18 protein-coding genes are annotated in these 21218 nt (G+C 63.1%); 5 read left to right on the top strand and 13 right to left on the bottom strand.

Translation table 11 applies throughout. The features are described 5' to 3' along the window. Nucleotides 1–82 precede the first annotated feature (82 nt). From NKI66_RS23545 to NKI66_RS23495, 11 genes are all read right to left on the bottom strand, one after another. On the bottom strand, nt 83–1492 hold the full coding sequence (locus NKI66_RS23545) for a hypothetical protein (protein WP_245273295.1): 1410 nt from the start codon (nt 1490–1492) through the stop codon (nt 83–85). A 131-nt stretch (nt 1493–1623) separates the two neighbouring features. Further along, entirely contained in the window at nt 1624–3021 is a 1398-nt protein-coding gene (locus NKI66_RS23540; protein WP_352611587.1) for an NAD(P)(+) transhydrogenase (Re/Si-specific) subunit beta, read from the bottom strand. 6 nt (nt 3022–3027) lie between these two features. Further along, a complete protein-coding gene (locus NKI66_RS23535; protein ID WP_006339983.1) occupies nt 3028–3453 on the bottom strand; it encodes a proton-translocating transhydrogenase family protein in 426 nt (141 codons plus the stop codon). Further along, the gene (locus tag NKI66_RS23530) at nt 3453–4721 is read right to left on the bottom strand and encodes a Re/Si-specific NAD(P)(+) transhydrogenase subunit alpha (protein ID WP_352722528.1); all 1269 of its coding nucleotides are present in this window, start codon (nt 4719–4721) and stop codon (nt 3453–3455) included. Before NKI66_RS23530 ends, NKI66_RS23535 begins: the two co-directional genes overlap by 1 nt. 85 nt (nt 4722–4806) lie before the next feature. Then, nucleotides 4807–5031, bottom strand: coding sequence for an aa3-type cytochrome c oxidase subunit IV (locus NKI66_RS23525; RefSeq protein WP_013528204.1), 225 nt, complete (start codon nt 5029–5031; stop codon nt 4807–4809). A 204-nt stretch (nt 5032–5235) separates the two neighbouring features. Next, nucleotides 5236–5385 carry a DUF3096 domain-containing protein gene (locus tag NKI66_RS23520; protein ID WP_013528205.1) on the bottom strand — a complete coding sequence of 50 codons (150 nt, stop codon included), beginning with the start codon at nt 5383–5385 and terminating at the stop codon, nt 5236–5238. A gap of 120 nt (nt 5386–5505) precedes the next feature. Further along, nucleotides 5506–6285 carry an N-acyl amino acid synthase FeeM domain-containing protein gene (locus NKI66_RS23515; protein ID WP_013528206.1) on the bottom strand — a complete coding sequence of 260 codons (780 nt, stop codon included), beginning with the start codon at nt 6283–6285 and terminating at the stop codon, nt 5506–5508. A 301-nt stretch (nt 6286–6586) separates the two neighbouring features. Next, nucleotides 6587–8899, bottom strand: coding sequence for a putative bifunctional diguanylate cyclase/phosphodiesterase (locus NKI66_RS23510; RefSeq protein WP_023813597.1), 2313 nt, complete (start codon nt 8897–8899; stop codon nt 6587–6589). 144 nt (nt 8900–9043) lie between these two features. Then, nucleotides 9044–12538: an indolepyruvate ferredoxin oxidoreductase family protein gene (locus NKI66_RS23505; RefSeq protein ID WP_352753160.1), complete on the bottom strand. Its 3495-nt coding sequence runs from the start codon at nt 12536–12538 to the stop codon at nt 9044–9046. Nucleotides 12539–12756: 218 nt separating this feature from the next. Continuing rightward, on the bottom strand, nt 12757–13293 hold the full coding sequence (locus NKI66_RS23500; protein WP_127289768.1) for a hypothetical protein: 537 nt from the start codon (nt 13291–13293) through the stop codon (nt 12757–12759). Then, entirely contained in the window at nt 13286–13897 is a 612-nt protein-coding gene (locus NKI66_RS23495) for a CGNR zinc finger domain-containing protein (RefSeq protein WP_128302790.1), read from the bottom strand. Before NKI66_RS23495 ends, NKI66_RS23500 begins: the two co-directional genes overlap by 8 nt. A gap of 148 nt (nt 13898–14045) precedes the next feature. Here NKI66_RS23495 and NKI66_RS23490 point away from each other — a divergent pair, with 148 nt between their 5' ends. The 4 genes from NKI66_RS23490 to NKI66_RS23475 all read left to right on the top strand — a co-directional run bounded on the left by NKI66_RS23490 (nt 14046) and on the right by NKI66_RS23475 (nt 18554). Then, entirely contained in the window at nt 14046–14951 is a 906-nt protein-coding gene (locus tag NKI66_RS23490) for a branched-chain amino acid ABC transporter permease (protein WP_352753158.1), read from the top strand. Between the two features lie 190 nt (nt 14952–15141). Further along, complete coding sequence (locus tag NKI66_RS23485) at nt 15142–15726, top strand: TRAP transporter small permease subunit (protein ID WP_127412900.1); 585 nt, start codon at nt 15142–15144, stop codon at nt 15724–15726. After that, nucleotides 15726–17507, top strand: coding sequence for a TRAP transporter large permease (locus NKI66_RS23480; protein WP_352753166.1), 1782 nt, complete (start codon nt 15726–15728; stop codon nt 17505–17507). Before NKI66_RS23485 ends, NKI66_RS23480 begins: the two co-directional genes overlap by 1 nt. Nucleotides 17508–17525: 18 nt before the next feature. Continuing rightward, nucleotides 17526–18554: a zinc-dependent alcohol dehydrogenase family protein gene (locus NKI66_RS23475; RefSeq protein ID WP_352673199.1), complete on the top strand. Its 1029-nt coding sequence runs from the start codon at nt 17526–17528 to the stop codon at nt 18552–18554. An 85-nt stretch (nt 18555–18639) separates the two neighbouring features. Here the strand turns inward: NKI66_RS23475 and NKI66_RS23470 are convergent, their stop codons facing one another. Further along, nucleotides 18640–19749, bottom strand: a complete 1110-nt coding sequence (locus tag NKI66_RS23470; protein ID WP_013528215.1) for a TRAP transporter substrate-binding protein — start codon at nt 19747–19749, stop codon at nt 18640–18642. Between the two features lie 263 nt (nt 19750–20012). On the opposite strand from NKI66_RS23470, the gene NKI66_RS23465 reads away from it, so the two are divergent. Further along, nucleotides 20013–20786 carry a gamma-glutamyl-gamma-aminobutyrate hydrolase family protein gene (locus tag NKI66_RS23465; protein WP_023813605.1) on the top strand — a complete coding sequence of 258 codons (774 nt, stop codon included), beginning with the start codon at nt 20013–20015 and terminating at the stop codon, nt 20784–20786. Here NKI66_RS23465 and NKI66_RS23460 read toward each other — a convergent pair whose 3' ends face one another. Then, complete coding sequence (locus NKI66_RS23460) at nt 20787–21191, bottom strand: hypothetical protein (RefSeq protein WP_352442674.1); 405 nt, start codon at nt 21189–21191, stop codon at nt 20787–20789. Between the last annotated feature and the right edge of the window lie 27 nt (nt 21192–21218).

Genomic DNA, 21218 nt, shown 5'->3' with positions numbered 1-21218 from the left:
GCTCGCGTCATCAGATGCTGGCCTCCAATCCAGCCAGCATCTTGAATCACAAACATCCGGCTTTGGGAATCCTACGATTCTCTCAAAATAGGAATCGCTCTAGATGCGAGCGCGGCCGATCGCCGACCTCGACACCGGTCGCCGTCAACGACCAGTACAGCGTGTGGGTGAAGACACGGCCGAGGCAACCGCGTAGCTCGACCTGGATGTTCTCCACGCCCGGGCCGAAATTCTCCGCCATCGGCCCGGAGATCGGATCCCCCGTCAGCCAACCGTTGCCGCGGTCGAAGATATTGGTCCAGCGCGTCGCAGCAAACACCGCGCCATGATGCACCGCGCGCTGCGGCTTGCCCGAAGAACGGTTGCGCCCTTCCTGATAAAGCAATGTGCCACCGGCCGCCGCTCCCTCGGCGACCGGCGGACATGCCGAGAACAGACGCTCGGCGATGCCGCGTCTGAATTCGGCGAGATTGTGCGTCACCAGAAATTCGCTGTGGGTCAGCGGGCTGCCAAGCGTGACGAAATCGCTGATCTTCCAAGGCCCATGGTTGTCGTCCTTGGTGCGCAGTTGGCGATAGAGTTCCCACTGATGGCGCCTGAAGCCGGCAAGATCGTCCAGGCTGCCGGGCCATGCCGAGCCGGCGACGAGCGTCGCCTTGTCGATGGCGTGGATCGCCTTCAGTTTCGCCTTGTCGCGGATGGCCTCCAGTTTTCGGGGCCTGAAATCGGCCCACAAGATCTGCAGCAGGTCATAGGCGATCATCGACCCGAGGCTGTGCGAGACCAGCACGATGCGATCGTAGGTATCGTCCATCATCAGACACTTCAGCAGCTTCAGACCACGGCTGCGGATCAGAGCCCGCTTCTCGACGGTTGCAGCTTCAGCGCGCACATAGGCCGCGACATCGCCGAAATAGGGAAGGCCAAAACGATCCACTGACCAGATGACGAACGAGGCCAGGATGGTGACGAGCGCGCCGACGGTCCACGAAATTTGCTGCTGCCAAACCGACGTCGCAAGCGCGAGAGCCGCGACCAGAACGATGATGACGGCCAGAAGCGTGACCAGATAGAGCTTTCGGGCGTCGGGTGGTATGTCGGCGGGCTTGCGCCACAGCAGGTTTGTCACCCAGGCGGCAAGTCGGCCCCGCGTCGTGCCCTGCGTGATGTCGGCCCAGTAGAGCTCGTAGAAATCGGTGCGGCGGCCATCGACATCGTAAGGCGTGGTGATCCGGCGAAGTTCGTATGAATTGGTCCGGCTGTCGGGTGTGATCCAGCTCTGGTTGATCTTCGCGCCGGCGGGGTCGGCCGGATCGGCGACATGGGCATAAAACGGCGCGCGACTGGGGTCATGGCTCCAGACGGCGCTGACAAAGCCGCGCAGCGTATCCATCGGCCGCTGTTCGCCCATGCCATGCACGATCACCACCGCCTGGCCAGGCTTGCGCGGCGGTTTTCCGACGGGCGGCGGTGCGATGATGGGGTCGGGCACCAACGTCTCCGTTGACGACAATCCCGCCAGCGAGACGGGAATTCTTCATCGTAGCCTGGAAATCGCCATCAAGCCAAGAAAAAGCCCGACGCGAGCCGGGCGTTCCTTGGCGTGTCTCAAGTGATCGCCGATCAGTGGTCCATCGCCTTGACGATCTCTTCGGTCATTTTCTTGGCATCGCCGAGCAACATCATGGTGCCGTCCTTGTAGAACAGCGTGTTGTCGATGCCGGCATAGCCGGAGCCGAGCGAGCGCTTGACGAACAGGCAGGTGCGGGCCTTGTCGACATCGAGGATCGGCATGCCGTAGATGGGTGAGGACTTGTCGTCGCGCGCGGACGGGTTGGTGACGTCGTTGGCGCCGATGACATAGGCAACGTCGGCCTGCGCGAACTCGGAGTTGATGTCCTCGAGCTCGAACACTTCGTCGTAGGGCACATTGGCTTCGGCGAGCAGCACGTTCATGTGGCCGGGCATGCGGCCGGCGACCGGGTGAATGGCGTACTTCACGTCGACGCCATTGGCCTTGAGCTTGTCGGCCATTTCGCGCAGCGCGTGCTGCGCCTGGGCAACCGCCATGCCGTAGCCCGGCACGATGATGACTTTCTGGGCGTTCATCATCAGATAGGCGGCGTCGTCGGCCGAGCCCTGCTTGACCGTGCGTTCGATGCCGTCGTCGGCCTGAGCTGCCGTCTCGCCGCCGAAGCCGCCGAGAATGACGGAGATGAAGCTTCGGTTCATGCCCTTGCACATGATGTAGGACAGGATCGCGCCGGATGAGCCGACCAGCGCGCCGGTGATGATCAGCGCCAGATTGCCGAGCGTGAAGCCGAGGGCGGCAGCTGCCCAGCCCGAATAGGAGTTGAGCATCGAGACGACGACCGGCATGTCGGCGCCGCCGATCGGAATGATCAGCAGGATACCGAGCACCAGCGAGGCGGCAACGATCAGCCAGAAGACCAGCTTCGATTCCGTGGTGACCAGCAGCACGATCAGCACGACGAGCGCGATGGCAAGTGCCGCGTTGATGAAGTGGCGTCCGCCGATCATGATCGGCTTGCCCGACATGCGGCCATCGAGCTTGAGGAAGGCGATGACCGAGCCGGTGAAGGTGATAGCGCCGATGGCGACGCCAAGGCTCATCTCGATCAGCGCCTGGGCGTGGATGTCACCATCCGTGCCGATGCCAAAACTTTCCGGCGCATAGATGGCGGCGGCCGCCACCATGACGGCGGCGAGGCCGACCAGCGAGTGGAAGGCGGCGACCAGTTGCGGCATCGAGGTCATGGCGATGCGCCGCGCGGTGACGGCGCCGACGCCGCCGCCAATGGCAAGGCCGAGCACGATGAGGCCGAAGCGGCCCGCTGACGGGGTTGCCAGCGCCAGCGTGGTGGCGATGGCGATGCCCATGCCGATCATGCCATAGAGATTGCCCTGGCGACTGGTGGTCGGATGCGACAGGCCGCGCAGCGCCATGATGAACAGAACGCCGGAGACCAGATAGAGGAAGGACGCGAAGTTGGCGTTCATGGCGCTCTACTTGTCCTTCTTCTTGTACATGGCCAGCATGCGCTGGGTGACGAGGAAGCCGCCGAAGATGTTGACCGAGACCAGCATCAGCGCGACGAAGCCGAAGCCCGCGGCAATGCCGGAGGCGGCGATGCCGACGGCAAGCAGCGCGCCGACTACGATGACCGAGGAGATGGCGTTGGTGACGGCCATCAGCGGCGTGTGCAGTGCGGGGGTCACCGACCAGACGACGTAGTAGCCGACGAAGATCGCCAGGACGAAGATGGCGAAGCGGAAGACGAAGGGATCGATGGCGCCCCCGGAGAGCGCATGCGCAGCATCACCCGCAGCGTCGGCACCACCAGGCGCGGTCGCCATGTTTTGCACCGCCAGCCGGACGGCGGCGGAAGCCTGGTCGAGCTGGTCCAGGGCTTTCTGCAGGGTCTGGTCCATCACGCGATCCCTTTCGGCTTCGACGAGGGCGACTTGGAGGCGGCCGCCTTCTTGGGCGCGGCTTTCTTGGGCGAAGCGTCGGCGACCATGGTCTTGGCCGGGATTGCGGCCGGCTCGACATGGGGCTGCTGGTCGGCCTTTATGAAAGCCGGATGCACGATCTTGCCGCCATCGGTCAGCATCGTCGCCTTGACCAGATCGTCGTCGCGATTGATGGCAAGCGTCTTGGTCGTCTTGTCGACCAGCGTCTCAACGAAGGCAAACAGGTTCCGGGCGTAGAGCAGCGATGCCGACGCCGCGATGCGGCCGGGCATATTGAGATGGCCGACGATTTTCACCCCATTGGCCGTTGTCACCACCTGGCCCGGTACAGCGCCCTCGACATTGCCGCCGCGCTCGACCGCCAGATCGACGAGCACCGAGCCCGGCTTCATCGAGGCGACCATCGCCGCCGACACCAGCTTTGGCGCCGGCCGGCCGGGAATAAGCGCCGTGGTGATGACGATATCCTGCTTGGCGATGTGCTCTGATGTGAGTGCCGCCTGCTTGGCCTGATATTCCTTCGACATTTCCTTGGCGTAGCCGCCGGCCGTTTCCGCAGCCTTGAATTCCTCGTCCTCGACCGCGAGGAACTTGGCGCCGAGCGAGGCGACCTGTTCCTTGGCGGCGGGGCGAACGTCGGTGGCGGTGACGACCGCACCCAGACGCCGCGCGGTGGCGATCGCCTGCAGGCCGGCAACGCCGACGCCCATGATGAAGACCTTCGCCGCCGGCACCGTGCCGGCAGCCGTCATCATCATCGGCAGCGCGCGATCATATTCCGAAGCCCCGTCGATCACCGCCTGATAGCCGGCCAAATTGGCCTGCGAGGACAAGACGTCCATCGACTGCGCGCGGGTGATGCGCGGCATGAATTCCATCGAGAAAGCGGTGACGCCGGCCTTGGCAAAGGCTGCCACGGCGGCATCGTTGCCATAGGGATCCATGATGGCAATGACCGCTGTACCGGGTTTGTAGCTCTTCAGTTCGGCATCGCCGGGCCGACGCACCTTCAGCACGACATCGGCCTTGGCGACATCGGAAGCCTTGCCTATGGCGGCGCCGGCGCTCGCATAATCGGCATCGACGATGCGCGAATTCAGACCGGCACCGGCCTCGACGACGACGTCGAAGCCCAACGCCGCCAGCCGTTTCACCGTATCGGGCGAGGCCGCGACGCGCGGCTCGTTGGCATCGAGTTCACGAGGGATGAAAACCGTCTGTCCCACCGCATGATCCTTTCGGCCGGAAGCTATTTCCCGCAAGACGCCGGCCGGCCTCGCGGCGGCGCCATGGACAAGGTGTCGGAAAAATCTATCGGAGGATAAAGGCGCCGACAGCCAGAATCAGCACGAACAGAATGGTCGCCGAGAAGAAGCCGCCCGCGAAGAAGCCGAAGGCCATCGCCAGAAGCAGGGCTCCGCAAAACAGCGAGCCGTACTTGGCCAGCGCGAGGAAGCCCGCATAGGTGCGGTCATGCTCGGCATAGTCCATCTTCGCGCCCAGTTCGACAGGACCGGTCGGCGAGTGATCAGCCATAGGAATACCCCTTCGAAGACATCTTTCAGGCACATAGCGAAAAGCCGGGCCGAGAGCAATGGCGCTATTGCCGCACAACAACCGACAACTGCCTCAAAGAAAGGTTGAAGCCGGCTGCCGACGCGCGACGGAGTCCAATCGCTGGATCCGGTGCTTGATGCGGAAAGATGCTCCGAAAGCGGACGCCTGCGTGCAGCCGGCGCCTCAGCCGGCTAGATGCGGAAATAGCCCGAGCAACCCGACGACGATCAGATAAAGCGCGACGATGTAGTTCAACAGCCTTGGCATGACCAGGATCAGCACGCCGGCGATCAGCGAGATGAGCGGGGTGAGCGCAAGTGTGGAAATGGTCATGACGGGTTCCCTCAAAAACTTCAGAATCGACCCGGAGCGCTGCTCGTGGCCGCACCCAGAACGCCGAAGTCGCCAAAAGGCTCCCTGTCGGCCCTGCAAAATCGTGTGAATCCTGCCGTATCAGGCGGCTTCGTGATAGTACTTTGCCGTGGGCAGGATGGTCAGCGGCGCGAGTTCTCCGACATGCGGCGTATCGAACAGCATGCGCTGTTCCATTGGCGTCGAGCGGAAGAACGGGAACCGTGAGAAGGACCGCTCGCGGATGGCGTTGACGTCGGCGCGGTAGAGCACGACCTTGTTGAAAACGCCCGGATAGGCGCGCGACTCGCTGATCTTCTCCGAGTAGTAGATACGCTTGTAGAAGCCGGCGTGATCCTCACGAATGGTCGACAGGCAGTAGGGCGCGTTGAAATGGAAGCACGCCATGCCGGCCAGCCGCAGGGTCAGGTAAGGAATCTGCGGGTAGACGCGCGACCATTCGGGATCGGACGCAAAACGGCTGGGGCAGATGAAGCTCAGCCCGTCACGAAGCATCGGCATGACGATGTCGCCAAAGGCCTTGGTGGAAGGCGACATCGGCGTTGCCAAGGTGACGTGATGGATACGCAGCGTGCTGACGAGTTCCTGGTCGATATAGACCCCGAAGCGGTAGACATTCGGTGCCTCGTCGAGCTCATCGTGAATGGTATGGTTTTCGTTGTCGGGAACCATATCGTTCGAGCGATATGACTTGTAGCGCAGGCGGTAGATGTCCTCGAGATCTTCGCCCTTGTCGCAGCGGCGGTACTCTGTCCGCTCAAGCATCGCCGAGACGTTGCGGGCGAAGCTGGACATGGTGTCGGCGGCGTCCTTGCCGTCCTCGCCCGTCACGGGACGAAGCGAACTCAACTGCACAATCATCAACTCAATCCCCGTACGTTGCCGCCGCGATCCGACACTACGACAGGGTCCTGGGATGTAAAAGATGAAAATGGGAAGCAGCCCGTTTACCAGTCGTTAAGGTTAACGATTGCTAAAATAAGACTAAAATAGTGCTTTTCTTGATTTTCTGCGTCGCGACGGGGAAAGAGCATATCTCGGACATGACGGGAAGCGGCGGAAATTTTGGCATGGCCCGCGACGTGCAGGGAAACCTCGAGCCTCTTGAAGGAAACAGGGATGGGCTCTCGGTGCCTGGGCACCATGCGCCATACTCCGCAAATCAGCGACGTACCGCCTTTTTGGCGGTCCTGATATCCTTGGCGAAGGGCCATACGGTGTTCGACATCGTCTCGATGCCGGAAGCGCTGAGCGCCGAACCGAACAGGAACCCCTGGACAAGATCAGGCTTGACCTGCAGCGCCAGGATCTTGAGCTGCTCGAAGGTCTCGACCCCTTCGACGGTCACCGAAAGCCCCAGCGGCCGCGACAGGTTGACGATGCCCTTGAGCAGCTCGAGCGAACGGGGATTCTGGGTAACGTCCATCAGGAACGAGCGGTCGATCTTGATCTTGTCGAGCGGCAGCTTGTGCAGGTAGCTCAGGCTCGAATAGCCGGTGCCGAAATCGTCGAGCGCGATGCGCACGCCAAGTTGCTTCAGCTCCTCGATATACTGGCGCGTCAGCGACTTGTCGTCGAGCAGCGCCGTTTCGGTGACCTCGATCTCGAGCCGGGAGGCGGCGAGGCCGGTGCCGGCCAACGCATCGCGAACCTTCTGGATGACATCGCGGCTGCGGAAATCCTTGGCGGAGAGATTGACCGAGACGCTGGTCTGGTCGGGCCATTTGGCGCATTCGGCGCAGGCTGCCTGCAGCACGAAGGTGCTGATCTCGGAAATGATGCCCATTTCCTCGGCCAGTGGAATGAAGATGCTGGGCGAGATCGGCCCGAGATCGGGATGATCCCACCGGCACAGCGCCTCGCAGCTGGCGATGCGCATGGTGCTCATCGCCACGATCGGCTGATAGACCACCCGCAGGCTCTTGCTTTCCACGGCTGTGCGCAGATCCGCCTTCATCAGCTGACGGTTACGGAAAGCGGCATCCATCGAGGCTTCGAACAGCCGCCAGCTGTTCTTGCCGAGCTCCTTGGCCTTGTAGAGCGCCAGGTCCGCCTTGACGATCATGGCGTCGACATCGGTATCCTTGACCCGCGACAGTACCGCGCCGCCGCTGGCCTGGATGCGCAGCCCGTGACCGGCAACGTCGACTTCCCCTTGCAGGCCGGCGAAAATCTCGTCGAGCTGGCTGGTCAGATGGCTCTCATCCTCGACGCGGTCGAAGAAGATCATGAACTCGTCGCCACCGAAACGGCTGACCGTGATATCTTGCCTGGCAATGGCGGCAAGCCGCTCGGCAACGGCATAGATCAAGCCGTCGCCGATAGGATGGCCAAGCGTGTCGTTGACGCTCTTGAAATCGTCGAGGTCGAGCACCGCCAGGCCGCAGAGACGATCGCGATCGCCTGATACCATGGCCTCGCCGACCAGTTCATGGAAATAGGCGCGGTTGGGCAGGCCGGTGAGGTTGTCGTAACGTGCCATGAAGCGTATCTTGTCTTCCGCCTCGACACGGGCGGTGACGTCCTCGAAGGTGATGACGCCCAGTTCCTGGCTGCCTTCGCGAGCCGAGAACTCATAATGCTGGCCGTTGGCGAGGGAAACCAGCACCTTGCGGTCGCGGCCCTCGCGCAGGGCACGCGTCAGCTGCGCCTCGATGTAGCGGCAATCCTTGGGCGCCAGCATGCCGCCGGCGACACCGCGCATCAACAGACCATGGATCGACCGGCCGAGCAGCGCATCGGGCGACTTGAGCGACATCAGATGCGCGGCCTCGGCATTGGCCACCGCGACGCGGCCGTCCGGGCCGAGCATGACAAGGCCGTGCGACATGGTGTTGAGCGCCCGGTTGAAGCGCTGGGCGATGCGGTTGGCCTTCTTTTCTTCCGAGACGGCCGCAAAAAGCACATCGCGTACGGTGTTGGCGAATTTCCGGATGGCGAACAGGAACGGCGCCGACAGGAGCCCGAGGAGGACATGGTAGATGTCGCCGCGCAGCAGGAAGCCCAGCGAGATCGGCCAGGTCAAGGCAATGGTCAGGATGGTGACCATGCGTGGCGAGCCGTAGTTGCGGCCGGCGATGGAGGTCGCCGTCGCCAGCGTCAGGCAAACGGAGGCGATTTCGGCGAAACCGTCGCGCGCGAAATAGATGCCGAGCAGGCAGAAGGCGCCAAGCGTCAAGCCATGCAGGGAGCCATAGAGAATGTAGTCATTCTCACGCTTGTGCGCTTCTTCCCAGGTCGTCGGCGAAGGCATGCTGTTGTATTTTCGAAAGTTTCTCATGCGGAACACACCGACGAGAACCATCGAGATCGCGACCAGCAAATACCGCGGATCGCCGTTCTTCCACCAGACAAGGCCGATCAGGAAAGTCTGCGCGAGAATGCCGATCGAAAGCGTCAGCCCGTCGCGAAACAAGGTTTCCACGAACGGAATGTAGACGTCGACCGGAATCTCGTTCTTTTTTCTCAGATTCAACGCCTGAATCCCAACCCTGGGGAGCCAAGCAGTGCCACATCCGCCTTAAGAAAGATTTAGAGAGACCCCCGCGCTCCTGCCGTCAAGCCGAGTGACGTCACGGAAAGCAAGGAAACTGTCGTTCAGGTAAACAAGGCGTATCGATCATTCGGCGGCCTGAAGTTCGGGCCGCGCCGGCGTACTCGACAGGCGTTCGAGCAGCCTTTGGCGTTCGCTCGAAGCCTTGTCGGCGCTGGCTCGACGGACGTGGCCGTAGCCGCGAATGAGGGCAGGCACCGAAGCCAATGCAGCCGCCGCATCGACCCTGGCCGGGGCCAGCGATCCGGCGATGAGCTCCAGATCCGCCTCGTACCGCGCCAGTAGCTGCCGCTCCATGCGCCGTTCGGCGGTGTAGCCGAACAGGTCGAAGGCGGTGCCGCGCAGGCCCTTCATCGCCGCCAGAACCCGAAAGCCCTTCATCATCCACGGACCGAAGCTTGATTTCCTCGGGCTGCCGTCATTGCCACGACGGCCCATGATCGGCGGAGCGAGGTGGAATTCGAGCTTTTCATAGCTCTGGAACTGTTTTCCAAGTTCGGCGACGAAAGAGCCGTCCGTGTAAAGACGCGCCACCTCGTATTCGTCCTTGATCGCCATCAGCTTGAACAGGTTCCTGGCGGCTGCCTGCGCCACCGCAGTCGAACCCGGCACGGCCTTCGCTTCGGCGGCGCGCAAAACGGCCAGCTTTTCGGCATAACGCTTGCCGTAGGCCGTATTCTGATAGGCGGTTAGGAAGGCGACGCGGCGGGCAATGATGTCGTCCAGCGTCTCGGCGATATCCGTGGCCTGGTCGGCCTTTCCAGCCACGGCCGGACCCGGCTGGGCAACGAGCCGGCGCACGAAATCCGGCTGATAGGCAGCACGACGTCCCCAGCGGAAAGCGGCGATGTTCATCGCCACGGCTTCGCCGTTGAGCTCGATCGCCTTTTCGACGGCCTCGGCCGACAATGGCAGGCCGCCGTGCTGGAAGGCAAAGCCGAGCATGAACATGTTGGCGCCGAGCGAATTGCCGAAAAGTGCCGTGGCGGTGCGGGTGGCGTCGAAGAAATGCGCCTTGTCGTCGCCCGCTGCCGCGCGGATCGCCTTTTTCAGCCGCTCTGTCGGCAACGAAAAATCGGCCGAGCGGGCGAATTCGCCGGGCATGATCTCGGCGGTGTTGGCGACGAAGATGGTGTGGCCCTCGCGCACAGCGGTCAGCACCTTCTTGGCGCCCGACACGACGAGATCGCAGCCAAGCACCAGATCGGCCTTGCCGGCCGAAACGCGGATGGCATGGATGTCGTCCGGGGTGCGGGCGATGCGGACATGCGTGAACACCGAGCCACCCTTCTGGGCGAGGCCGGCCATGTCGATCATGCCGCAGCCCTTGTCCTCGAGATGCGCCGCCATGCCAAGCACCGCACCGACGGTGACGACGCCGGTGCCGCCGACGCCATCGATGATCGCCGCCCAGCCCTGCTCGCCAAGCGGGAATTGCGCCGGCACGGGCACGCCTTCCAGCGGATCGGCCTTGCCGGCAAGGCCCTCGGCCTTGCGGATCTTAGCGCCGTGCACGGTGACGAAGGACGGGCAGAAGCCGTTGACGCAGGAGAAATCCTTGTTGCAGCTCGACTGGTCGATCTTGCGCTTGCGGCCAAATTCGGTCTCGACCGGCTGGATCGAGACGCAGTTCGACTGCACGCCGCAATCGCCGCAGCCTTCGCAGACCAGTTCGTTGATGAAGACCCGCTTGTCGGGATCGGGGAAGGTGCCGCGCTTGCGGCGACGGCGCTTTTCGGCGGCGCAGGTCTGGTCGTAGAGCAGCACCGAAACGCCCTTGACGTCGCGCAGCTCGCGCTGGACGAGATCGAGGTCGTCGCGGTGATGGATGGTGGCGCCGGCCGGGAATTCGGCCTTGCCGGCATATTTGCCGGGCTCATCGGTGACGATGGCGATGCGGTCGACGCCTTCGGCGCGCACCTGCCTGGCGATCATGTCGACGGTCAGGCCGCCTTCGTGCGGCTGGCCGCCGGTCATGGCGACGGCGTCGTTGTAGAGGATCTTGTAGGTGATGTTGGCGTCGCTCGACAGCGCGAAGCGGATCGCCAGCGTACCGGAATGGTTGTAGGTGCCGTCGCCAAGATTCTGAAAGATGTGCTCGCGCTTGGAGAACGGCGCCTGGCCGACCCATTGCGCGCCCTCGCCGCCCATGGCCGTGAAGCCGACGGTGTTGCGGTCCATCCACAGCGCCATGAAGTGACAACCGATGCCGGCCGCGGCGATAGAGCCGTCCGGCACCTTGGTGGACGAATTGTGCGGGCAACCGGAGCAAAAGAACGGCGTGCGCGAGCCGATGTCGGTGGCCTCGGTGAGCATTGCCTGGAACTGGCGCAGTTTTGCCACCCGCGCCGAAATCTCTTCGGACGGGCCGATGGTCCTGACGATCCTCTCGCCAAGCGCGATGGCGATCTCGTTGGGATCGAGCGCGCCCTTGGCCGGAAACAGCCAGTCGCCGCGCTCGTCCTTCTTGCCGATAATGACCGGTTGGGTGGCAGTGCCATAAAGGCTTTCGCGCAACTGCACCTCGATCAGCGAGCGCTTCTCCTCGACGACGACAATGGTGTCGAGGCCGCGGGCGAAATCGGCGATGTGATGCAGGTCGAGCGGCCAGGGGCAGCCGACCTTGAACAGCCGCACGCCGATGCGGTTGGCGGCCGCCTCGTCGATGCCGATGTCCTCCAGCGCCTGGCGGACATCGAGATAGCTCTTGCCCAGCGTGATGATGCCGATCTTCGGATTGCGGCCGCCCGAATAGACGATGCGGTTCAGCCCGTTGGCATGGATGAAGGCGGAAGCCGCGGCGCGCTTATGCTCATGCAGCCGCTCCTCCTGGCCGAGCATGTCGATCTCGTGGCGGATGTTGAGACCGCCAGGCGGCATGTCGAACTCCGGCACGACGATGTTCAGCCGCTCGAGCGCGGCATCGACCGAGGCGGTCGATTCGATGTTGTCCTTGACGCATTTGATCGCCGCCCACGTGCCGGCAAAGCGCGACATGGCGAAGCCGTAGAGCCCGTAGTCGATGATCTCCTGGACGCCGGCCGGGTTGAGGATCGGCACCATCGTGTCGACGAACAGGAATTCGGTGGCGTGCGCATTGGTCGAGGATTCGGCCATATGGTCGTCGCCCATCAGAGCGAGCACGCCGCCATGCTTCGACGAGCCGGCGAGATTGGCATGGCGGAACACGTCGCCTGAGCGGTCAACGCCCGGCCCCTTGCCGTACCAGACCGAAAAGACACCGTCATGGGTGCCCTCGCCCAGCAGTTCCGTCTGCTGCGTGCCCCAGCAAGCGGTGGCGGCAAGCTCCTCGTTGAGACCCGGCTGGAAGACGATGTCAGCCTGGGCGAGCTGTTTCTTCGCCTTCCACAGCTGCATGTCGAGGCCGCCGAGCGGCGAACCGCGATAGCCGGAGACGAAGCCGGCCGTGTTCAAGCCGGCGCGGCGATCGCGCTCGCGCTGCATCAGCAGCATGCGGATGACCGCCTGCGCGCCGGACAGGAAGATGCGCTCCTTTGCGAGATCGAACTTGTCGTCGAGCGCGACGTCGTGCAGCGTCATCAGGCATTTCCTCTGCGGAGGCCACGCGGGGCAGGCAGCCAACGTCGGGGTCGGATGACGCATCCTTTCTCCCCTTGCAAGGCAGGTCAAACAAAATCGCAGATGCCAGGCAACGCGCAACGAACAGTCCGCGGCCATCCTGAATAGGGTATGAAACGATCCGCGGACATTGCCCGGCGCACGAAAATTTCAGCTGCGGCCCGGATGGCCGCGACGCGTCAGCCGCCCTTCGAGCAATCCGGCTTCGGTTCGCCCGGCAGCTTGCCGTCGGGATGGCCGACGAGATCGGGATTGGCGGTGTAGAGCTGATCGATGACCAGCGGCCGGTCGGGCAGGATCGACTGGTCTTCCGTCGACATCAGCGTGGTATCGATCTTCTGCAGGACCGCGCCGTCGGCGCCCTTGATGCTGATGGCAATCGCATAGGGCTTGTTCTTGACGACGCAGGTCAGTGCCGGGCTCTCCAGCGTCACCTTGTCGAGCTTCGGCCAGACCTTCTGCTCGACCACCAGAGGCGCGCCGCCGGCGGGATCCTGGAAGCTGGCGACCGCGACCTGGCCCTCTCCCATCGGCTTCAGCGGCCGCAGGGTCACGACATAGGTCGCCCTGGCAAGGCGGTAGTTGAAGACGAATATCTTGCCGGAAATCTCGAACAGCTTGCCTTCGTCATTGCCGGTATCGCGGCAGGCGCCGAGCGCAACGGCCGCGATGAGTGCCGCGCCGACAAGGATCGAATGGGAAAGGCCGCTACGCATTCTTGACCTCATTTTCCGCCATGCGACGGCGACGATAGTGACGGCTTGCCTTCTGCCTGTTGCCGCACACCGCCATGTCGCACCAAAGGCGGCTGGAATTGCGGCTTCTGTCGACGAACAGCCAGGTGCAGTTGGGACAGATCCTGAGCCTCGCGACGGTGTCGTCGCGCAGAAGGGACAGCGCCGAAACCGCCAGTGCCGCCTCGAAGGCGATCGGAGTCAGGGGATCACCGAAGGGCCTCCCCGGCGCACCGATCTCGGTCCGGCTGCCGGCAAGGCCATCGCCGCAGGCTCTCAGGAATCCGGGCAGATCAGTGGTGGCAACCGCGCCCTTCGACGCCGCATCACGAAACAGCCGGTCCGTCGCCTCGCGGATCGACAGCACGACGGGCGCGATCGCCACCGCCGAGGATACCGCCAGCGGCCTTTCGCCAAGTTCGGCGGCGCGAAAGCGGCTCGCCGCATCGGCGAAGCGGGCAATCTCGGCCGGGTCGTCGAAGCGATCGAACGTCCGCTCCGGATCGCCGCGCAGCACGACGGTGTTCGCCGTGTCGAGCGCAAGCAAGCCGCCGGTGAAGCGGTGCGGGGTCCAGGATACCGTCATGCCTAGAATCTAACCGATAAATCGCATTTGACAAGTTAGATTTAGCGATGCACCCTCACTCCGGGATGCGGTGATCTCCGCAGCCTTTTGAGCATGTCGTTGGCCAGAACCGCTTCGCACTTTTGGGCGGCATGCTTCGAGGTTTTGCATGCTCTATTTCTTCCAGCAGGTGTTGAACGGGCTGCATTCGGGCGCGCTCTATGCGCTGCTCGCCTTTGGCTATGTGCTGACCAACGGCATCCTGCACCGCACCAATCTCGCCTATGGCGCGTTGTTCGCCTTTTGCGGCCAGACGATGATCCTGACCGCGGCCTTCGGCTATCAGGTGCTGTGGCTGACGCTGCCTGCGGCGGTGGCGCTCGGCGTCGTGGCGGCTTTCCTTTATGCCGCGCTGATCAGCCACGTGCTGTCGCGCAGTGTCTTCGAACCTTTGGCCGACCGCACGCCAAATGCGATCGTGGTGACGACGCTCGGCATCCTGTTGCTGCTGTCCGAAGCGAGCCGCATCGCCGCCGACACGCATGATCTGTGGCTCCCGCCGATGCTGGCGCAGCCTATCGTTTTCGCGCAGGGCGCGACCTTCAAGGCGACGCTGACGCTCATCCAGCTCATCGACTGTGCGGTGGTGCTGACGGCAATCGTGCTGGCCAGCTGGGCGTTTGCCCGGTCGAGCTTCGGCCGGCGCTGGCGTGCCGTCTCCGACGACCCCAAGGCAGCCGCGATGTGCGGCGTCGACGTACGCGCGGTGTTCCGGCACGCGGTGCTGTTCGGCGGCTTCTGCGCCGCGCTGGCCGGTGTGATGGCCGGGCTCTATTACGGCAATGTCAGCTTCGGCTCAGGCCTCGTCTACGGGCTGAAAATCCTATTCGTGACGGCGGTCGGCGGCTATCTCTCGCCACCGCGCGCAGCACTCGGCGCGGCCGCCTTCGGCATGGCCGAATCGCTGTGGGCCGGCTATTTCCCGGTCGAATGGCGCGACGCGTGGATGTATCTGTTCCTGGTCACGACGCTGATCCTGATCGGCGCCGGCCGCGACACCGGCAAAATCGCCTGAAAAGGTCAGACTTTGGTTGCATGACGCGAGGGCAGATCGCCGGTATCGGGCACTGTCTGCCATGCGATGATATTTGCTGCCTCTATGCTTGTTGACCCGTCAGTCCACGCGCGGCATACCGTTGGACCACGCGGCGTGACGGACAAAAAAGGGGGGAGCCGGCACGCCTCCGGTACAAGGGAGGAAATGCATGGCAGGGCTTCTTGCTCTATCCAGGACTATTGATCGCGCCAACGAATTCATCGGCAAATGGATATCGTGGCTGATCCTGCTGGCGATCCTGGTGAGCGCCGCCAACGCCATTATCCGCAAGGTGTTCGACATATCCTCGAACGCCTGGCTCGAGCTGCAATGGTACCTGTTCGGCGCCGCCTTCATGTTAGCCGCCGCCTATACGCTGAAGCAGAACGAACATATCCGCATCGACATCGTCTACGGCCTGTTTTCACGCCGCGTACAGCACTGGATCGACCTGCTCGGGCATCTCTTCTTCCTGATGCCGTTCGTGACGCTGATGGTGATCTATTTCGTGCCCTATGTGTCGCTGTCGTTTCGCAGCGGCGAGATGTCCAACAATTCCGGCGGGCTGATCATCTGGCCGGCCAAGGCCATCCTGCTCATCGGTTTTTTCCTGCTCGCGCTGCAGGGCATCTCCGAAATCATCAAGAAGATCGCCATCATGCGCGGAGACATGGACGACCCCAATCCCTTCATATCGGTGCATGAGCAGGCCGAACTCGAAGCCAAGGCGCTGGCCGACGAGGTGCGCTCGTGATGGAGTTCATCGCGCAGAACATGGCGCCGATCATGTTCGCCTCGCTGATCATCTTCCTGCTGATCGGCTACCCCGTCGCCTTTTCGCTGGCCGCCAACGGCTTGATGTTCTTCTTCATCGGCGTGCTGCTATCCCCCTATTCCGGAGGATCGATCAACCTCGCCTGGCCGCTCCTGCACGCATTGCCGGATAATTTCTACGGCAGCCGGGTGATGTCGAACGACACGCTGCTGGCCATCCCGTTCTTTACCTTCATGGGCATCGTGCTCGAGCGGTCGGGTATGGCCGAAGACCTGCTCGACACGATCGGCCAGCTGTTCGGGCCCATCCGAGGCGGCCTCGCCTATGCGGTGATCTTCGTCGGCGCGCTCTTGGCGGCGACCACCGGCGTGGTGGCGGCTTCCGTCATCGCCATGGGCCTGATCTCGCTGCCGATCATGCTGCGCTATGGCTATGACCGCCGGCTCGCATCCGGTGTCATCGCTGCCTCCGGCACGCTTGCCCAGATCATCCCGCCGTCGCTGGTGCTGATCGTGCTTGCCGACCAGCTCGGCCGCTCGGTCGGCGATATGTACGCGGGCGCGTTGATCCCGGGCCTCGTGCTCACCGGCCTCTATGTGTCCTACATCCTGATCATGTCGATCATCCGGCCGAACTCGATGCCGGCGCTGCCGCTCGAGGCTCGTACACTCGGCCATGGCGTGATGTCGCTGCTGGTGGCTTTGCTGGTCACATCAGCGGTTTCCTACGCGGCGTATCGTTATCTGGCGCCGGCGCATGGCGACAATGCCGACATTCTCGGCGCGACGGCCGGAGTGCTGTTCATCTACATCGTCGCCATTGCCGACAAACGCCTGAACTTCAACATGATGTCCAGGCTCGCGCAGCAGGTGATCATCGTGCTGATCCCGCCACTGGCGCTGATCTTTCTGGTGCTGGGCACCATCTTCCTGGGCATCGCCACGCCGACGGAAGGCGGCGCCATGGGCTCGGTCGGCGCCTTGTTCATGGCGGCGGCCAAGGGGCGCTTGTCGCTTGACGTCGTCAAGCAGGCGCTGGCCTCGACGACAAGGCTGTCGTCCTTCGTGCTGTTCATCCTGATCGGCGCACGGGTGTTCTCACTGACCTTTTACGGCGTCAACGGCCATATCTGGGTCGAGCACCTTTTGACGTCGCTGCCGGGCGGCGAGGTCGGCTTCCTGATCGGCGTCAACATGCTCGTCTTCTTCCTCGCCTTCTTCCTCGACTTCTTCGAATTGGCGTTCATCATCGTACCACTGCTGGCGCCCGCCGCCGACAAGCTCGGCATCGACCTGATCTGGTTCGGCGTGCTCCTGGGCGTCAACATGCAGACCAGCTTCATGCACCCGCCCTTCGGCTTCGCGCTGTTCTACCTGCGTTCGGTGGCCGCGCGCGTGCCCTATCTCGATCGTCTCACCGGCAAACAAATCGCGCCGGTGACCACCGGACAGATCTATTGGGGCGCGGTGCCCTTTGTCTGCATCCAGGTGATCATGATCGGCTTGACCATCGCCTTCCCGCAAATGGTGATGCACTACAAGGGAACGACCGTCGATCCGGGCACCATCGACTACAAGGTACCGGAGGTGCCCGGCCTGTCGCCGCTCGGCACGCCGCCGGCGGATGGAGCGGCGCCCGCTGGTGGCGGCACGGCGCCGGCAGCTCCCGACCTTTCGCAACCGCCCAGTTTCGGCGATCCGACACCGGCAAAGCCGGCAGCGCCACAGCCTGACCTGTCGCAACCGCCAAGCTTCAACTGAACCGGCATGGTCAAAACCATGAAAGCGGTGCGGCTGGAAGCAGTGGGCGGCATCACGCTGCGCGACGTCGACATGCCTGACATCGGTGCGGATGAGCTACTGGTGCGCATCGAAGCCTGCGGCGTCTGCGGCACGGATCGGCATCTGTTTCACGGCGAGTTTCCGTGCACGCCGCCGGTGACGCCCGGCCATGAATTCTCCGGCATCGTCGAGGCGGTCGGAAAATCCGTCTCCGGCTTTGCCGTCGGCGACCGCGTCACCGGCGATCCCAACATCGCCTGCGGGCGTTGCGTGCATTGTCATGCCGGGCGGGTCAACCTCTGCAGCAATCTGCGCGCCATCGGCATTCATCGCGACGGCGGCTTTGCCGAATATCTTGCCTTGCCGCAGAAGCAGGCTTTCGTCCTGCCTGCGGGCCTCGATCCCATGCACGGTGCCTTCTGCGAGCCGCTCGGCTGTTGCCTGCATGGCGTCGACCTTGCCGGGATCAAACCGGGCAGCTCGGTGGTCGTGCTTGGCGGCGGCGTGATCGGCCTGCTCACCGTGCAGCTGGCAAGATTGGCGGGAGCCACGACCATCATTCTGTCGACCAGGCAAGCTTCGCGGCGCGCGCTCGCCAGGGATTTCGGCGCGACAGCGACGGTCGATCCGACTGCCGCCGATGTCGTCGACGCCATCGCCGGGCCAGCCGGCCTGGCGCCGGGCGGAGCCGACGTGGTGTTCGAATGCGCGGGCGTGCGAGAGACCGTCGAGCAGTCGATGCGGCTGGCCCGCGCCGGTGGCACGGTCGTCATCGTCGGCGTGACGCCGCAAGGCGTGAAAGCTGAATTCGAGCCGTTCGACCTGCTGTTCCGGGAACTGAAGGTGCTCGGTTCCTTCCTCAATCCCTACACCCATCGCCGCGCCGCCGAACTCATCGCTTCCGGTGCGATAGAGATCGACAGGCTGATCTCCAGGCAGGTGTCGCTTGAAGAAGCGCCAGCGGTGATCGCCAATCCGCCGGCCCCCGGCGAGGTCAAGGTTCTGGTGGTCCCGCGCCGAGGCTGAACCGCCGGCTTCGCCTCCCGGGATATACAGAAAAGCTCCCTGAGCAGGTTCCGCCCAGAGAGCTTTTGAGCAGAAGTCCGGCCGACTACAGCTTGCCGTTGCGCTGCTGGACCATCATGAAGGTGTCGTAATTGTATTCGGCCACCTGCGCCCAGAGATAGTGCTCCTTGCGGAAGCCCTTGATCGATTCCCAGATCTTCTTGAACGGGGCGTTGGAGGCTTCCATTTCGGTATAGACCTCGTTGGCCTTTTCGAAACAGGCAGCCATGATCTCCTGGCTGAACGGGCGCAGTTTCGCGCCGCCGGCCACCAGTCGCTTCACCGCCGCAGGGTTCAGATAATCGTATTTCTGCAGCATGTTGGCGTCGGCCGCCTGCGCGGCAGTGTGCAGCAGCGACTTGTACGTCGGCGAAAGTTCTTCGTACTTCGCCTTGTTGAACATCAGGTGGACGGTCGGGCCGCCCTCCCACCAGCCGGGATAATAATAATAGGGCGCGACCTTGTAGAAGCCGAGCTTCTCGTCATCATAGGGACCAACCCATTCGGCCGCGTCGATGGTGCCTTTCTCCAGCGCGGGATAGATATCACCGCCGGCGATCTGCTGCGGCACGACGCCGAGTTTCTGCACCACCTTGCCGGCAAAACCGCCGATTCGCATCTTGAGGCCGGAAAGGTCGGCCACCGTGTTGATTTCCTTGCGGAACCAGCCACCCATCTGGACGCCGGTGTTGCCGCCCGGCAGGCCGAAAAGGCCCTGCGTGGCGAGAAACTCGTTGAACAGGTCGATGCCGCCGCCATGGTAATGCCAGGCATTCATGCCGCGTGCGTTGAGCGAAAAGGGAACCGCCGCACCGAGCGCCCATGTCGGGTCCTTGCCCCAGTAATAATATGCCACCGTATGGCAGGCCTCGACCGTGCCGGCGGTGGTGGCGTCGGCGGCCTGCAGGCCAGGCACCAGCTCGCCGGCAGCAAAAACCTGGATCTGGAAATTGCCGTCGGTGGCTTCCGACAGCATCTTCGAGAACACCTCGGCGCCGCCATAGATGGTATCGAGCGACTTCGGGAAGGACGATGCCAGCCGCCATGTCACCTTGGGATTGGACTGGGCGATGGCAGGCGCCGCCAGCGTGGCCGCCGCCGCCGCGGCACCGACGCCGGTGACACCGGCCTTGCGAATGAATGAACGACGATCCATGAACTTCCTCCCTTTTGGATCAACAGGCCGACGTCAGGAAATCCTCGGTTTCCCTGTCGGTTCGTTCGAGACAATACACGGGCAAGAAGTCGAGTCCAGCAGGCCGACCCGATTTGACGGCGAAGCCCAGCTACCCTGCAACTATAGTCTAACAGGCCATTTCGTGGCCCATGCGACACGTTGAAACTTGGCATGGAAAAATGCCCGGCGATGGCCTATTTTGCAGGCAGGACATCCTTGCCCAGATGGAACATAGAGCCAAAATGCACCAGCCGCTCGTCGCCATATCGACCGACGTCCGTCAGTTCGACAACTACACCTGGCATGCAGCCCCACAACAATATCTGGAAGCGGCGATCACCGGCGCCGGCGTGTTTCCGGTGCTGGTGCCATCGTTCGGCGACCGGCTCGATTTCGACGAACTTCTGTCGTCGGTCGACGGCGTCATGGTCACCGGCTCGAAATCCAATGTGCACCCCTCGCTTTATGGCGGCGACGCCAGCGAAGCCAATGGCCCCTATGATCCGGCGCGCGACGCCACGACGCTGCCGCTCATCCGGCGGGCGATCGAACGCGGCGTGCCGCTGCTCGCCATCTGCCGCGGCATCCAGGAATTGAACGTGGCGCTGGGCGGCACGCTCGGCACCGAGATCCAGGAGCGCGAGGGTTCGCTCGACCACCGCGCACCGGTGAGCGACAAGCAGGACGAACGCTTCGCCATCCACCAGACCATTTCTATCAAACCCGACAGTTGCCTGGCCGGTGTGTTCGGTGCCGGCGACATCAAGGTCAATTCGTTGCACCGCCAGGCGATCGACCGGCTCGGCTCGAAGCTGCAGATAGAGGCCGTCGCCAGCGACGGCACAGTCGAGGCGGTTTCGGTGCGCGACGCCCGCGCCTTCGCCGTCGGCGTGCAATGGCATCCGGAATACTGGGTCAAGTCGGACAGCAATTCGGTGAAGATATTCCGTGCCTTCGGCGATGCGGTTCGGCTGCACGCCGCAGCGAAGGCTGGCGCACGGGCCGCAGCGGAATAATCAGTCGCCAGATTTCTTATCGCCTATGGCCGCCAGCGACAGCAGCGGCAGCGCCGGGGCATAGGATTCGTAGCCGTCGCCGTCGGCAGTCGCGAAGGTGACGATCGGATCGACGCCGTTGGCGCTGAAGGCGACCGTGCCGTCGTTTTGCTCGCGCCAGAACTTCGCCTGCTCTATGCCCGGCAAGAGCCGGCGGCATTTCGGAGCAACGGTGAGCAGCGACAAACCGTCCGAAATTTCAGCCCCGCGGCTGACTGCACAGACCGCCTCATCGCCATTGGCGACCAGCCTGTAGCTGTTGGACGGGGCGGCCTCGTTGGCCACGCTTTCCACGCTGCCGCCATGAAACAGCTGAATGCCACCAAACAGCGCTGCGGCAGCGATCAATGCGGAAAGTGCTTTCATCATTCTTCATCCACGTACACGGATAGG

The organism is Mesorhizobium sp. M0518 (assembly GCF_040321125.1).
GTDB lineage: Bacteria > Pseudomonadota > Alphaproteobacteria > Rhizobiales > Rhizobiaceae > Mesorhizobium.
The sequence above is the reverse complement of the archived record's forward strand: the minus strand, read 5'-3'. Positions and strand labels throughout refer to the sequence as shown.

Excerpts from the sequence above, each read along its gene's own strand:
- NKI66_RS23540 (WP_352611587.1), bottom strand. The coding sequence starts at position 3,021 with ATGAACGCCAACTTCGCGTCCTTCCTCTATCTGGTCTCCGGCGTTCTG.
- NKI66_RS23535 (WP_006339983.1), bottom strand. The coding sequence starts at position 3,453 with ATGGACCAGACCCTGCAGAAAGCCCTGGACCAGCTCGACCAGGCTTCC.
- NKI66_RS23525 (WP_013528204.1), bottom strand. The coding sequence starts at position 5,031 with ATGGCTGATCACTCGCCGACCGGTCCTGTCGAACTGGGCGCGAAGATG.
- NKI66_RS23520 (WP_013528205.1), bottom strand. The coding sequence starts at position 5,385 with ATGACCATTTCCACACTTGCGCTCACCCCGCTCATCTCGCTGATCGCC.
- NKI66_RS23515 (WP_013528206.1), bottom strand. The coding sequence starts at position 6,285 with ATGATTGTGCAGTTGAGTTCGCTTCGTCCCGTGACGGGCGAGGACGGC.
- NKI66_RS23505 (WP_352753160.1), bottom strand. The coding sequence starts at position 12,538 with ATGACGCTGCACGACGTCGCGCTCGACGACAAGTTCGATCTCGCAAAG.
- NKI66_RS23500 (WP_127289768.1), bottom strand. The coding sequence starts at position 13,293 with ATGCGTAGCGGCCTTTCCCATTCGATCCTTGTCGGCGCGGCACTCATC.
- NKI66_RS23495 (WP_128302790.1), bottom strand. The coding sequence starts at position 13,897 with ATGACGGTATCCTGGACCCCGCACCGCTTCACCGGCGGCTTGCTTGCG.
- NKI66_RS23490 (WP_352753158.1), top strand. The coding sequence starts at position 14,046 with ATGCTCTATTTCTTCCAGCAGGTGTTGAACGGGCTGCATTCGGGCGCG.
- NKI66_RS23485 (WP_127412900.1), top strand. The coding sequence starts at position 15,142 with ATGGCAGGGCTTCTTGCTCTATCCAGGACTATTGATCGCGCCAACGAA.
- NKI66_RS23480 (WP_352753166.1), top strand. The coding sequence starts at position 15,726 with ATGGAGTTCATCGCGCAGAACATGGCGCCGATCATGTTCGCCTCGCTG.
- NKI66_RS23475 (WP_352673199.1), top strand. The coding sequence starts at position 17,526 with ATGAAAGCGGTGCGGCTGGAAGCAGTGGGCGGCATCACGCTGCGCGAC.
- NKI66_RS23470 (WP_013528215.1), bottom strand. The coding sequence starts at position 19,749 with ATGGATCGTCGTTCATTCATTCGCAAGGCCGGTGTCACCGGCGTCGGT.
- NKI66_RS23465 (WP_023813605.1), top strand. The coding sequence starts at position 20,013 with ATGCACCAGCCGCTCGTCGCCATATCGACCGACGTCCGTCAGTTCGAC.
- NKI66_RS23460 (WP_352442674.1), bottom strand. The coding sequence starts at position 21,191 with ATGAAAGCACTTTCCGCATTGATCGCTGCCGCAGCGCTGTTTGGTGGC.